Here is an 11716-nt window from a genome sequence, read left to right on the forward strand (position 1 = left end):
GTGCCGGGGTGGGGCGGGCATTATGGCGGGCATGACGTTTCAAGCCGGCGGTAGCTTCGAGATCGAGGCGTGGGATGCCGACAAGCCTTATGACGAGCAGGGCGGCAACAAGCTGACCCGGGTGCATGTCGGGAAGACTTTTCACGGGGATCTCGTGGGGACGAGTTCCAGTGAGCTGATCACGGTGGAGTCGGCGGCGGGGCCCGTCGCGTATGTGGGGGTCGAGCACGTCCAGGGGATCCTGCACGGGCGTGAGGGGACGTTCGTCCTGCAGCACAGCGCGGGCAGCGAGGACGGGACGCCCGACACCCAGTGGCTGCGATGGCTGATCGTCCCGACGTCGGGAACGGGCGAGCTCGCCGGCCTGCGGGGCGTCGGGCAGATCACCGTGGCCGAGGACGGGTCGCACTCCTGGGCGCTGGAGTACACGCTGGACTAGCGGAGCGGCCGCGGCCGGTAATGTTCGGGTCATGCCCCCGGTCACCGGCGACGCGACCCGCGAGCGGATCATCGACGCGGCCGAAGAGTGCTTCGGCCGGTTCGGCGTGGCCAAGACCACGGTCGAGGACATCGCCGCCGCCGCGAAGCTGTCGCGGGCGACGGTATACCGGAGCATCACCGGCGGCCGGGAGGAGCTGATCCTCGCCGTGGTGATGCGCGACCTGCAGAGGTTCCTGGACGGGCTCGCCGAGCGGCTGCGCCGGGAGCGGTCGGTGCCGGAGGCGATCGTCGAGGGCACGATGGACGCGGTCGCCTACGTCCGCAACGAGCCGACCGTCACGCATTTCCTCGTCCCGGAGGCGGCGGGGCACATGCAGGCGGCGGTGGCGGGGGCGGCCGAGCACGTGCTCGCGCTGTGCTGCGAGTACGTCCGGCCCTATTTCGAGCAGGCGCAGCGGCAGCGGACGCTGCGCCCCGACATCGAGGTGGAGGGGACCGTGGAGTTCCTCTTCCGCATCATCACCTCGCTCATCGTCATGGACCGCGACCGGGACGCCGACGGGCTGCGCCGCTTCCTGCGCACCTATGTCGTTCCGGTCATCGCGGCGCCGTGACTCCGGCGAGCGGGTAGCGTCAAGATCAGGCGGGACGGGCGCCGCGGGCACGGCGGCGCGGCGAGAAGAGGGGCCGGGAACCGATGAAGGACACTGCACGCGGGACGCGAGGGAGCGCGGCCGTCCGGCCGAGCCCGGTGTTCCTCGCGGTCGTGGCGGCGACCGTCCTCTGCGGCCTGATCGCCTGGCGGTACGGGACGGTCCTGGAGCGGCCGGGCCGGATCGCGCTGTTCGGGTTCGTGATCGCCGCGTGGATCCTGTCGCTGTCGCTGCACGAGTTCGGGCACGCGTACATGGCCTACCGGTCGGGCGACCGCAGCGTCGTCGCCAAGGGATACCTGACGCTGAACCCGCTGAAGTACTCCGATGTGACGCTGAGCTTCCTCATCCCCGTCGTGTTCATCGTGCTGGGCGGGATCGGCCTGCCGGGCGGCGCGGTGTGGATCGACCGGCACGTGATCCCGGGCAGGCTGCGGCACAGCCTGATCTCGGCGGCGGGCCCGCTGTCGAACGCGCTGTTCGCCGTCATGCTCGCGGTGATCTTCAAGAACTTCGCCGACAGCGAGCACGCGCTGTTCTGGTCCGGGCTGGCGTTCCTGGCGTTTCTCCAGGTCACCGCGGCCGTGCTGAACCTGCTGCCGTTCCCCGGGCTGGACGGCTTCGGCATAGTCGAGCCGTACCTGCCGCGCCGCTGGGCGGACCAGGCGAACGCCTACGGCGGCTACGTGTTCCTCATCCTGATCGCGCTGCTGTGGCTCGGCCCGATCAACGAGGGCTTCTTCAACGTCATCTACTACATCACCGACGCGATCGGGCTGGGCGACTTCCCGTTCCGGGTGAACGGCTCGATCGACCACTTCCCGATCGAGCTGGGGCACTACCTGTTCCAGTTCTGGAAGGACTAGTCCGCGGCGGGCCCGGCCAGGTGGCGGACGATGCGGCGCAGCTGCTCGGCGTAGCGCTCCTGGAACTCGGGTGAGGACGGGTCCAGCCCGAAGACGCGGCGGACGGCGAGCGGCATCGCGACCGGCGCCGCCACCATCGCCATCATCGCGAGCATGACGGCGGCGGGGTCCAGGTCGCCGGCCAGCTCTCCGGCGGCCTGCCGGCGTTCCAGGTCGGAGAGGTCCTCGCGCTCGATGGGCGGGAGCTCGCCGTCGTCCTCGGTCAGGCCGCGCCAGATGTCCAGCCGCGTTCCGAGCGTGTCGTCGAGGGTGTTGCGCAGGTAGCGCACCACCACCGCGTCCAGCGGCAGGGCCGGGTCGTTGATCTCGGCCTCCCGCTCCAGCCAGCGGCGGCCGATCGCGTGGTAGAGGCCCTCCTTGCCGCCGAAGTAGTAGTTGATCAGCTGCTTGTTGACCCCGGCGCGGTCGGCGATGTCCTGGACCCGGGCGCCCGCGTAGCCCTTGGCGGAGAACTCCTGCAGCGCCGCGTCCAGGAGGAGGTGCCGGGAGCGTTCGGCGTCCAGCTTGCGCTCGCCGGGGCCCGGCGAGCGCCGGGAGCGCCTCGTCGCGTCCGTCACGCCCTCATGATAGCCGGATGCCCGACCCATTCAACCATCTGGATGTTTGACAAATTCATCCATCCGGTTGAACATGGCCGCATGATTCTCGTCACCGGAGCAACCGGAAACGTCGGACGCCACCTCGTCGGCGAACTGCTCACCGCGGGCGCCAAGGTCCGCGCGCTGACCCGCGACCCGGCGACCGCGCGCCTGCCGGGCGACGCCGAGGTCGCCCGCACCGCCGACATGCCGCTCGACGGCATCACGTCGGTCTTCCTCAACCCGGCCGTCTTCTGGACCGGCCTGGACGACCTGCTGGCACGTGCCGCCGAGCACGGCGTCCGGCGGGTGGTGCTGCTGTCGTCGGCCTCCACGCTCGACGACGACCCCGCCAACACGCTGGCCGCCCACCATCTGGAGTTCGAGCAGGCGATCGAGGACTCGGGGATGGAATGGACGTTCACGCGCCCCGGCGAGTTCGCGACGAACACGCTGGGCTGGCGGGACGCGATCCGGGCGGGCACCGCCGTACGCGAGCCCTACGCGGCGGCGCGCACCACGCCGATCCACGAGCGCGACATCGCGGCGGTGGCCGCGAAGGCCCTGCTCACCGACGGGCTCGTCGGCGCGAAACCGGTCCTGACCGGCCCGGAGACCCTCACCCAGCCGGACATGGTCCGCATCATCGGCGAGGCGATCGGCCGCCCGGCGCGCTTCGCGGAGATCGCGCCGGAGGATGCGCGGGCGGAGATGCTCAGCCGCCCCTACATGAGCGAAGGCGTGGTGAACGTGCTGCTCCACCTGCGCGCGAAGTCGATCGTGGAGCCGCCCGAGCCGTCCCCGGAGGTCGAGCGCATCACCGGACGCCCGGCCCGGATGTTCAAGGAGTGGGCCGCCGACCACGCCGGCGACTTCTCCTGAGGCACGAGTAAGGGGGCCGGGGCCCGGCCCCCTTATTCGTGTTCTTCGAGGGCCTGGATCTCCTCCAGTGCCCATTGGGCCCAGTCGCGGCGCATCACGGCGAACCGCTTGCCGTACTCCATGACCAGCCGCCCGTAGACGGACAGGTCGTCGTCCCCCCACTCGATGTCCTTCTCCAGCGCGCTCAGCTCGTCGAGGTACGCTCCGAGCCCCTCCGCATGCCCGCGCAGGTAGTGCCGGGCCTCGCCCGGTTCGAGCAGCCCGAGGAAGAAGACCCGCAGCAGCCCCTCGTCGCGGCGGTTCGGCTTGGCGGGGACGGTCACCATCCACCGGTGCAGCTCGGCGCGTCCGGACTCGGTGATCCGGTACGCCTTGCGGCCGCGCGGCCCCTCCTCGGCGACCTCGATCAGCCCGGCGTCGTCGAGCTTGCCGAGTTCGCCGTAGAGCTGGCTCTGCCGGGCCGGCCACACGTTCCCGAGCGAGATCTCGAACCTCTTCAGCAGGTCGTAGCCGCTGGCACCGTCCATCTCGGCGATGAGACCGAGCACCGCATGACGCAAACTCATGATCTGGAGTCTACATGTCAGTGTTGACATGTCGAGTTCTGAGTGTCTAAGTTCGACATGTCAAAGTTGGAATGTGCTCCCCCAGGAGGCCTGCGGCCATGCTGAAGTACTACGCCAGAACCTTCCTCCCCTGGATCCTGCTCGCCGTCGTCAGCGGCTTCGACGACCGGGCCGGCGCCGTCTGCGGGCTGGTCGCGGCGCTGGCGCTGCTCGCCCAGGACCTCCTCCGCGGCCACCGGGGCGACTCGCTGATCCTGGAGGTCTCCACCACGGTGTTCATGGCCGTACTCACCGCGGTCGCGTTCACCGCCCCCGAATCGCCGGTGATGGACTACGGCGCCTCGCTCGCGATCGGCTGGCTCGGCGTCACCGCCTGGGGGACGCTCCTGCTCGGCCGCCCCTTCACCGCGGGCATCGCGCGCCGCTCGGTGTCCGCCGAGATCGCCGCGACCGCCCTCTTCACGAGCATCAACCGCGTCCTGACGACGGTGTGGGCCGCGAGCTTCGTCGTGATCGCGATCATCCTCGGCTGCGTCCAGCACTGGGCGCCGGACAGCACCGCCCTGCTGATCGCCGCCAAGATCACCGGGTTCACGGTGCCGGCCGTCTTCACCGCCCGCTATCCCGAGGTCGCGCAGAAGCGCTATTTCGCCCGGCTCGGTCTACCGTTGACGCAGACGCCGGGCGCCCCCGCCGCACCCAACCGGTCCTCCTTCTGATCCCACCGGAACGGAGCATGGAGATGAGCGAGAACACCGCCGAGCATCCCACCGCCTGGCTGGACGGACAGCTGGCGCCCGTCCCCGACGAGACCGACGCCTACAACCTCAAGGTCACCGGAACGCTGCCCGCCGAGCTGGCCGGCCGCTACTTCCGCAACGGCCCGAACCCGAAGCCGGGCGAGCCGAGCGGGCACTGGTTCAGCGGCCACGGCATGATCCACGGCGTGCGGCTGCGGGCCGGCCGCGCCGAGTGGTATCGCAACCGCTGGGTCCGGACGGACGCCTACCTGCACGGGACGCCGTACGTCCGCGACGACCTCACGTTCGACCGCCGCTCGGTGCAGGCCAACACGCACGTGGTCCCGCACGCGGGCAGGATCTGGGCGCTGGTCGAGGCGGGATTCCCCTACGAGGTGACGCCCGACCTGGCGACGGCAGGCGCCTGCGACTTCGGCGGGCGGCTCAAGACCGCGATGACCGCGCACCCGAAGGAGGACCCGGTCACCGGCGACCTGCTGTTCTTCGGCTACGGGATCTTCGAGCCCTTCCTCACCTACCACCGGCTGTCGGCGGCCGGCGAGCTGGTCGAGAGCCGCGAGGTCGAGGTGCCCGGCTCGACGATGATGCACGACTTCGCGATCACCGAGAACCATGTCGTGTGGCTCGACCTGCCGGTGGTGTTCGACCTCGACCTGGCGATGTCCGGGCGGAACATGCCCTACCGCTGGGACGAGTCGTACGGCGCCCGGCTCGGCGTGATGCGGCGCGACGGCGCGGGCGGCGTCCAGTGGTTCGAGGCCGGCCCCTGCTACGTGTTCCACGTCGGCAACGCGCACGAGGACGCCGCCGGGCGGATCGTCCTGGACGCGGCGCGCTACCGTCCCGAGGACTTCGCGCGCCTCTGGCAGAAGATCGGCGGGACGGTCGACCCCGCCACCGAGGCGGCGAAGTCGGAGAACGCCCACCTGCACCGCTGGGTCCTGGACCCGGCGACCGGGCAGGCCGCCGAGGAGCCGCTCGACGACCGGAACGTGGAGTTCCCCACCCACCACGACGGCCGGACGGGCCTCGCGCACCGCTACCTCTACACGGTGGCCGAGAACTCGATCGTGAAGTACGACCTGGGCGGGAGGGGCGCGTCCGAGCACGACTGCGGGCCGGACGCCCACGTCGGCGAGGCCGTGTTCGTCCCGGCGGCGGACGCCCGCGGCGAGGACGAGGGCTGGCTGCTGTCGATCGTCACCCGCGGGTCCGCGTCCGCGCTGCTGGTGCTGGACGCCTCCGACCTGTCGCACACCGCGAGCGTCCAGCTGCCGCGCCGCGTGCCGGCCGGATTCCACGGAAGCTGGATCCCCGACACCCGAATCGGGGCCTAGGGTGATTTACTAGCCGGTACAACCGCGCAAGCAATCACTTACCAGGCTCCTCCCGGGAGGTCGCTCATGTCCGTGGCCACGGAGAACACCGAGACGTTCGCGTCCCTGAACCCGGCCACCGGCGAGGTCGTCGCCGAGCATCCGGTGCGGGACGGCGCCGCCGTGGCGGCGGCGGTCGACCGTGCCCAGGAGGCGGCCGGGTGGTGGCGTGCCCTCGGCTGGAAGGAGCGCAGGCTCCGGCTGCTCAACGTCAAGGGGTCGCTCGCCCGCAACCTGAACCGGATGGCCGAGCTCATCCACCAGGAGACCGGCAAGCCGGTGCAGGACGCCCAGCTTGAGACGATCATGGCGATCACGCACCTGGACTGGGCCGCCCGCAACGCGCAGAAGACCCTCGGGCCGCGCAACGTCTACCCCGGGCTCATGGCGATCAACCAGAAGTGCGTGCTGGAGTACCAGCCGCTCGGCGTCGTCGGCGTCATCGGGCCGTGGAACTACCCGATCTTCACCCCGATGGGCTCGATCGCCTACGCGCTCGCCGCCGGCAACGCCGTGGTGTTCAAGCCGTCCGAGTACACCCCGGGCGTCGGGGTGTTCCTGGAGGAGCTGTTCGCCGCGGTGATCCCGGAGCACCCCGTCCTGCAGACGGTCACCGGACTCGGCGAGACGGGCGCGGCGCTCGCCTCGTCCCCGCACGTGAACAAGGTCGCCTTCACCGGCTCGGCCCGCACCGCCAAGCGCGTCATGGCGGCCTGCGCCGAGAACCTCACCCCGATCGTCGCCGAGTGCGGCGGCAAGGACGCCTGCATCGTCGACTCCGACGCCGACCTCGACGCCGCCGCCGACGCCGCGCTGTGGGGCGCCATGTCGAACGCGGGCCAGACCTGCATCGGCGTCGAGCGCATCTACGTCGTGGACGAGGCGTACGACAAGTTCCTCGGCAAGCTGACCGAGAAGGCCGCCGAGCTGCGTCCCGGCTTCGATCGGGAGGCCGCGTACGGGCCGATCACGATGCCGTCCCAGCTGGACATCATCGAACGGCACATCAAGGACGCGCTGGACAAGGGCGGCAAGGCGGTCGTCGGCGGCGCCGAGTCCGTCCGCAAGCCGTACGTGGAGCCGGTCGTGCTGACCAACGTGCCGGACGACTCGTCCGCCGTGTGCGAGGAGACGTTCGGGCCGACGATCACCGTGCACCGGGTGAAGGACCTCGACGAGGCGGTCGAGAAGGCCAACAAGACCGGCTACGGCCTCGCCGGGACGATCTTCTCCGGCGACAAGTCCCGCGCCCTGGACATCGCCCGCCGGATGCGGTCCGGCATGACGTCCATCAACGCGTTCGCCGCGTTCGCCCAGGTCGCGGCGCTGCCGTTCGGCGGCGTCGGCGAGTCGGGCTTCGGCCGCATCCACGGCGCGGACGGCCTGCGCGAGTTCACCCGGCCGAAGGCCATCACGCGGCAGCGGTTCGCGACGATGAACCTCACGACGTTCGCCCGCACCGAGAAGGAAATGGCCCGCGTCCTCGGCATGATCAACATGATCCACGGCCGCCGCTACAAGCGGTGACCGAGGGCGCGGCGGGGGCGCCGCCTAGACTCGCACCATGACCTCCGGCGCCCCCGTACGCAGCCGCCTGCAGGCGACGCTGGGCCCGACGCCCCCGCCGCCGCCCGGTTTCCGCCTGTTCACCGGCGACGACGTCCCGGCCCTTGCCGCCCTGATGTGGGACGCCTACCGCGGCACGCCGGACGAGGCCGACGTGGGAGACCTCCCAGGCGCCGTGCGTGAGGTCCACCTCACCTTGGCCGGCGAATACGGCACGTTCCTCGGCACCGCCTCTTTCGTTTCGGAATACGAGGGCCGTCCAGTGGGAGCCGCCCTGGTCACCCTCTACCGCGACCTGCCGCTGCTCGCCTTCCTCTTCACCGCCCCCGCCCACGCCGGGCGCGGCCTGGGGCGCGGTCTCGTCCAGGCGGTCATGCACGCCCTCGCCGAACAGGGCCACGACACCCTCACCCTCGCCGTCACCCGCCGCAACCACCGCGCCCGCCGCCTCTACGGCCACTTGGGCTTCGTCGAGGTCGCGTGACCCGGGCGTCCGGGAAGCAGTAGCGCGGCGCCCGCGACGAGCTGATGGACATGGTCAGCGAGGTCATGGTGGAGCGGATCCTGCCCGTGGACGAGCCCGGTCCCGGCCAGTGGCGGTCCTGGCTGCGCCGGCTCGCCTGGTCGATGCACGACGAGTTCCTCGCCGTCCCCGGCTACGCGACGCGCACGTCCCGCCCGCACCGCCACAACGCCGAGTCGTTCGGACGGCTCAGAGCCGGCGTCGTCCGAGCCTTCACCGCGTCGGGCGTCCCACCGGAGCTGGCCGAGCAGAGCTGGTACATCTTCGGCACGTCACTGGTGAGCTGGCTGGCCGCTCAGGAACAGGCCCTAGACCTCGGCGACGGCGAACCACGGTTCGAGCTGTTCCTGGACGTCCTCCTACGCGGCCTACCCGCCCGTGAGCCGATCGACGGGGACTAAGGCGGTCCTAGGCGGCTTAGATAAGGCGTCATCCCCATGTGGGGAGTGGGGGCTTAGGGCGAACCTTGTACATGTCGGGCCAAGAGGGACCGGCAGGAACAAGGAGAAGCAGATGCTACGCCACGAGTTCAGCAAGGCCGTCATCGAGGACCGAGTACGCGAGCTGCGCGCGGAGGCGAAGAAGGCCCGCCGCGTCCGCATCGCCAAGGCCCTCAAGCGGTGACGCCCGCGGCCCGTCCGCGGAAGCCCACGCCCCCGTCAGCCGACGGGGGCGTTCTTCTTTTCCAGGACGAGCGCCTTGCCGCGAAGGGCGTGCCCTGGCATGATCCAGCGTTCGTGGAGCAGACCATCACCGCCGCGAACGCCATGTCGGAACGCTGGGCCGCGACGTGCGACGGCACGTCCACCGTGATGGCGGGCCCCGGCGCCTGGCCGCTCCTCGCGCTGCTGGCGACCGCCGCGACGGGCCCCGGACGCGACGAGCTGGCGACCGCCGTCGGGCTGGACGCCGCCGCTGCCGCAGGGGCGGGAGCGGAACTGCTGGCGCTGCTCGACGACGCCGACGCCGTCCGGTGCGCCCTGGGGCTGTGGACGCGCCGCGACCTCGACCTCGATCCGTCCTGGTCACCGCCCGCCGGCACGCGCGGCACGCTGACCGGCGAACCGGCGGACGACCAGCGCCGCCTCGACGCCTGGGCGGCCGAGAAGACCGACGGCCTCATCCAGGAAATCCCCACGAGGGTGACCCGGGACACGCGGCTGGTCCTGGCGTCCGCGCTCACCGCACGGACCGCCTGGGCCGACCCCTTCGACGGTGACACCGTCCTGTCCCGCACCACCCACGACCTTCGTGCGCTGGTCGCCGGCACACCGAACGGCCCCGTCACCATGGCCTGCGTCGCCGGGGTGGAGGACATCGACGTCCACCTCGTCCAGGGCGATCAGCCCCCTGGCCAGGTGCTCGCCGCCGCGTTCGGGACGCTGGAAGGCCGCCACCCCGTCACCAACGCCGACGACCTTCCCGAAGGGACCACCGGCCCAGGCGTCACCGTCTGGTTCGAAGAGGCATGGTCCCCCCGTGCGTCGCTCCGGCTGACGCTTCCGGCCTTCACGGTCACCGCGTCCCATGACCTCCTGGATCTGCCGGACGTCTTCGGGCTGGACACCGTCACCGACCAGACCCGCGGCCACTTCCCCGGCATCGGCGCCTTCCCGCTGGCGATCGGCCAGGCCGGGCAGAACGCCCTCGCCCGCTTCGACGCGGAGGGCTTCGAGGCGGCGGCCGTCACCTCGTTCGGCATGCTCGCCGGCAGCGCCCCGCCCACCGAGACCTATCGCGCTCGGCGCGTCGCGGTCACGTTCGAGGCGCCGTTCGGGTTCCTCGCCGTCCACCGCCCGTCCGGGCTCGTCCTCACCACCGGCTGGGTGGACCGGTCCGCCGCCGCCTGAACGGGGCCGCGGTTCAGTCGGCGACGAGGCGCGAGCCCCAGCCGTCGACCGTGTACTCGCGCTGGCGCCGGACGGCGTAGCGGCCCGGCGTGCAACCCGAGGCACCGTGCTCGGGATGCAGCAGGTAGACGGGGGCCGACGCCTCGAAGACGCCGATCGCGAGGCGGGTGGAGTCCGACACGTACGTCGTCCAGCGGCAGGTGCCGGGGTCGGCGACGAGGGTGTGCGGGTTGCCGCCCGCCGCGCCCCGGAGCAGCTCGACGCCCTCGGACGGGACGTCCGTCCACGGGGCGTCCGCCAGGATCGACAGGGACACTTCGGACATGGGGACGACGATCAGGTCGCCCTGGGCCTGGAGGCCGTCGACGACGGGGATGCGCACCGACCGCTCAAGATGGTCGAGCACGGCGAGCCCGGTCTGCCGGGAGAGGGACGCGAGGGTCACGGTCATGGGAATCACCTTCAGGTTCGTCGGAGGAGTCGTGCGTACTGGTCCGCGGACAGCCCGTAGGTCCATCCGGCGGCGGCGACCGGGTCTTCGATGCCGCCCGGCACGGTCAGCCCGTACCGGCGGCGGTGCCCGTCGCGCTCGGCGGACCCGTTGACGGCGAGCAGCACCCTGGTCCGTTCCCGCAGGTCGTACAGCCGCAGCTCGGAGCCGGGATTGCCGGGGTCCGGCGCGGCGGCCACGAGCCGCAGCCCGGCCCGGTCGATGTAGGCGCCCCAGCCGATGTTCTCGATGGCGCACCGCCTGACCTCGACGTTGGTCTCCCGCGCGATCCGCTCGACGTCCGGATCGTCGATCACCCAGGACGGCACCCTCGTCCCGTGCCAGGCGTGCACCTCCCAGCCGTCGGCGTTCCGGATCGCGGGCCCGTCCGAGCGGTGCAACCGCACCCGCCCGTCGTCGCCCCAGACCTCCGTGTGGACCTCGACGGGCCGCTCGGAGACGACGCAGACGCTCTCGCGCGGCCACCACCAGCCGCAGGACCTGCCCAGCGTCGCCCACAGGTCGAGCAGGCGGTTCTGCTCGGGCGTGAAGACCACACCGGACGTCCGGCGAACCCCGTCGTAATGCGCGGCCCAGGAGACGCACAGGGCCGCGTACCAGACGGCGCCCTGCTCGACCAACTCGTTGGCCGAGCGCAGCGCCATGCGGAGAGTGTTCCGGGAGGAGGCCAGGATCGGTGCCCGCACCAGTTGCCCCATCATTTGGTCCAGCGGCCGGTAACCCCGCATGACCCGGACGTCCAGCTGCGCGGACACCTGGCTCATCAGGCTGCGGAAACGGGACGGCAGAGGCCACTCGGAAAGGCGGTCCGCGCCCTCGGACGCTCGCGGCCGGAACCCAGGCGGCAGAGTCTCCAAAGCCGCCACAGGCGAAGAGACCCAGTGGAAACGCGGTGGATCGAGCCCGATCAGCCCGTACAGCTCAGAAATGGCCGCTTCGGCGGCCGGACGGTCGGCGGGCTCGGTGGACAGCAGATGCCCGAGCCACTCCGCACGGATGAGCGCAGCTTCCCGCTGCGCGAACTCGCTCACCAGCCGAGGGCGGCAACGCCCCTCTCAAAGATCATGCCCCGGATCCTGACAC

The 11716-nt window shown here is 71.2% G+C and carries 14 protein-coding genes; 10 read left to right on the top strand and 4 right to left on the bottom strand.

The features are described from left to right. The first annotated feature begins 31 nt into the window (after positions 1 to 31). From E1293_RS37410 to E1293_RS37420, 3 genes are all read left to right on the top strand, one after another. On the top strand, positions 32 to 439 hold the full coding sequence (locus E1293_RS37410; RefSeq protein WP_243717126.1) for a DUF3224 domain-containing protein: 408 nt from the start codon (positions 32 to 34) through the stop codon (positions 437 to 439). A 31-nt stretch (positions 440 to 470) separates the two neighbouring features. Continuing rightward, positions 471 to 1055: a TetR/AcrR family transcriptional regulator gene (locus E1293_RS37415; protein WP_132203276.1), complete on the top strand. Its 585-nt coding sequence runs from the start codon at positions 471 to 473 to the stop codon at positions 1053 to 1055. An 83-nt stretch (positions 1056 to 1138) separates the two neighbouring features. After that, on the top strand, positions 1139 to 1960 hold the full coding sequence (locus tag E1293_RS37420; protein ID WP_132203278.1) for a site-2 protease family protein: 822 nt from the start codon (positions 1139 to 1141) through the stop codon (positions 1958 to 1960). On the opposite strand, the gene E1293_RS37425 is transcribed toward E1293_RS37420, so the two are convergent. Further along, entirely contained in the window at positions 1957 to 2577 is a 621-nt protein-coding gene (locus tag E1293_RS37425) for a TetR/AcrR family transcriptional regulator (RefSeq protein ID WP_243717128.1), read from the bottom strand. The genes E1293_RS37420 and E1293_RS37425 overlap by 4 nt on opposite strands. Positions 2578 to 2658: 81 nt before the next feature. On the opposite strand from E1293_RS37425, the gene E1293_RS37430 reads away from it, so the two are divergent. Then, complete coding sequence (locus E1293_RS37430) at positions 2659 to 3480, top strand: SDR family oxidoreductase (RefSeq protein ID WP_132203282.1); 822 nt, start codon at positions 2659 to 2661, stop codon at positions 3478 to 3480. A 32-nt stretch (positions 3481 to 3512) separates the two neighbouring features. On the opposite strand, the gene E1293_RS37435 is transcribed toward E1293_RS37430, so the two are convergent. Further along, positions 3513 to 4046, bottom strand: a complete 534-nt coding sequence (locus E1293_RS37435) for a PadR family transcriptional regulator (RefSeq protein WP_132203284.1) — start codon at positions 4044 to 4046, stop codon at positions 3513 to 3515. A gap of 98 nt (positions 4047 to 4144) precedes the next feature. Here E1293_RS37435 and E1293_RS37440 point away from each other — a divergent pair, with 98 nt between their 5' ends. From E1293_RS37440 to E1293_RS37465, 6 genes are all read left to right on the top strand, one after another. Next, complete coding sequence (locus tag E1293_RS37440; RefSeq protein WP_132203286.1) at positions 4145 to 4765, top strand: hypothetical protein; 621 nt, start codon at positions 4145 to 4147, stop codon at positions 4763 to 4765. 23 nt (positions 4766 to 4788) lie between these two features. Beyond that, positions 4789 to 6144 carry a carotenoid oxygenase family protein gene (locus E1293_RS37445; protein ID WP_132203288.1) on the top strand — a complete coding sequence of 452 codons (1356 nt, stop codon included), beginning with the start codon at positions 4789 to 4791 and terminating at the stop codon, positions 6142 to 6144. 66 nt (positions 6145 to 6210) lie between these two features. Beyond that, positions 6211 to 7710, top strand: a complete 1500-nt coding sequence (locus E1293_RS37450; RefSeq protein ID WP_132203290.1) for an aldehyde dehydrogenase family protein — start codon at positions 6211 to 6213, stop codon at positions 7708 to 7710. Between the two features lie 37 nt (positions 7711 to 7747). Then, entirely contained in the window at positions 7748 to 8233 is a 486-nt protein-coding gene (locus tag E1293_RS37455) for a GNAT family N-acetyltransferase (protein WP_132203292.1), read from the top strand. 44 nt (positions 8234 to 8277) lie between these two features. Beyond that, positions 8278 to 8673, top strand: a complete 396-nt coding sequence (locus tag E1293_RS37460; protein WP_207939318.1) for a hypothetical protein — start codon at positions 8278 to 8280, stop codon at positions 8671 to 8673. 336 nt (positions 8674 to 9009) lie between these two features. Continuing rightward, entirely contained in the window at positions 9010 to 10122 is a 1113-nt protein-coding gene (locus tag E1293_RS37465) for a serpin family protein (RefSeq protein WP_207939319.1), read from the top strand. 13 nt (positions 10123 to 10135) lie between these two features. Here E1293_RS37465 and E1293_RS37470 read toward each other — a convergent pair whose 3' ends face one another. Then, positions 10136 to 10573 (bottom strand): hypothetical protein, encoded by a 438-nt coding sequence (locus tag E1293_RS37470; RefSeq protein ID WP_132203294.1) that lies wholly within the window; start codon positions 10571 to 10573, stop codon positions 10136 to 10138. Positions 10574 to 10584: 11 nt separating this feature from the next. Beyond that, a complete protein-coding gene (locus E1293_RS37475) occupies positions 10585 to 11397 on the bottom strand; it encodes a DUF6745 domain-containing protein (protein WP_207939320.1) in 813 nt (270 codons plus the stop codon). Positions 11398 to 11716: the final 319 nt, after the last annotated feature.

It is taken from the genome of Actinomadura darangshiensis (assembly GCF_004349235.1).
GTDB classification, from domain to species: domain Bacteria; phylum Actinomycetota; class Actinomycetes; order Streptosporangiales; family Streptosporangiaceae; genus Spirillospora; species Spirillospora darangshiensis.

Bases quoted from the DNA above. Each gene is read 5' to 3' on its own strand.
- E1293_RS37410 (WP_243717126.1), top strand. From the start codon at position 32: ATGACGTTTCAAGCCGGCGGTAGCTTCGAGATCGAGGCGTGGGATGCC.
- E1293_RS37450 (WP_132203290.1), top strand. From the start codon at position 6,211: ATGTCCGTGGCCACGGAGAACACCGAGACGTTCGCGTCCCTGAACCCG.
- E1293_RS37420 (WP_132203278.1), top strand. From the start codon at position 1,139: ATGAAGGACACTGCACGCGGGACGCGAGGGAGCGCGGCCGTCCGGCCG.
- E1293_RS37460 (WP_207939318.1), top strand. From the start codon at position 8,278: ATGGACATGGTCAGCGAGGTCATGGTGGAGCGGATCCTGCCCGTGGAC.
- E1293_RS37470 (WP_132203294.1), bottom strand. From the start codon at position 10,573: ATGACCGTGACCCTCGCGTCCCTCTCCCGGCAGACCGGGCTCGCCGTG.
- E1293_RS37435 (WP_132203284.1), bottom strand. From the start codon at position 4,046: ATGAGTTTGCGTCATGCGGTGCTCGGTCTCATCGCCGAGATGGACGGT.
- E1293_RS37440 (WP_132203286.1), top strand. From the start codon at position 4,145: ATGCTGAAGTACTACGCCAGAACCTTCCTCCCCTGGATCCTGCTCGCC.
- E1293_RS37415 (WP_132203276.1), top strand. From the start codon at position 471: ATGCCCCCGGTCACCGGCGACGCGACCCGCGAGCGGATCATCGACGCG.
- E1293_RS37455 (WP_132203292.1), top strand. From the start codon at position 7,748: ATGACCTCCGGCGCCCCCGTACGCAGCCGCCTGCAGGCGACGCTGGGC.
- E1293_RS37445 (WP_132203288.1), top strand. From the start codon at position 4,789: ATGAGCGAGAACACCGCCGAGCATCCCACCGCCTGGCTGGACGGACAG.
- E1293_RS37430 (WP_132203282.1), top strand. From the start codon at position 2,659: ATGATTCTCGTCACCGGAGCAACCGGAAACGTCGGACGCCACCTCGTC.
- E1293_RS37475 (WP_207939320.1), bottom strand. From the start codon at position 11,397: ATGAGCCAGGTGTCCGCGCAGCTGGACGTCCGGGTCATGCGGGGTTAC.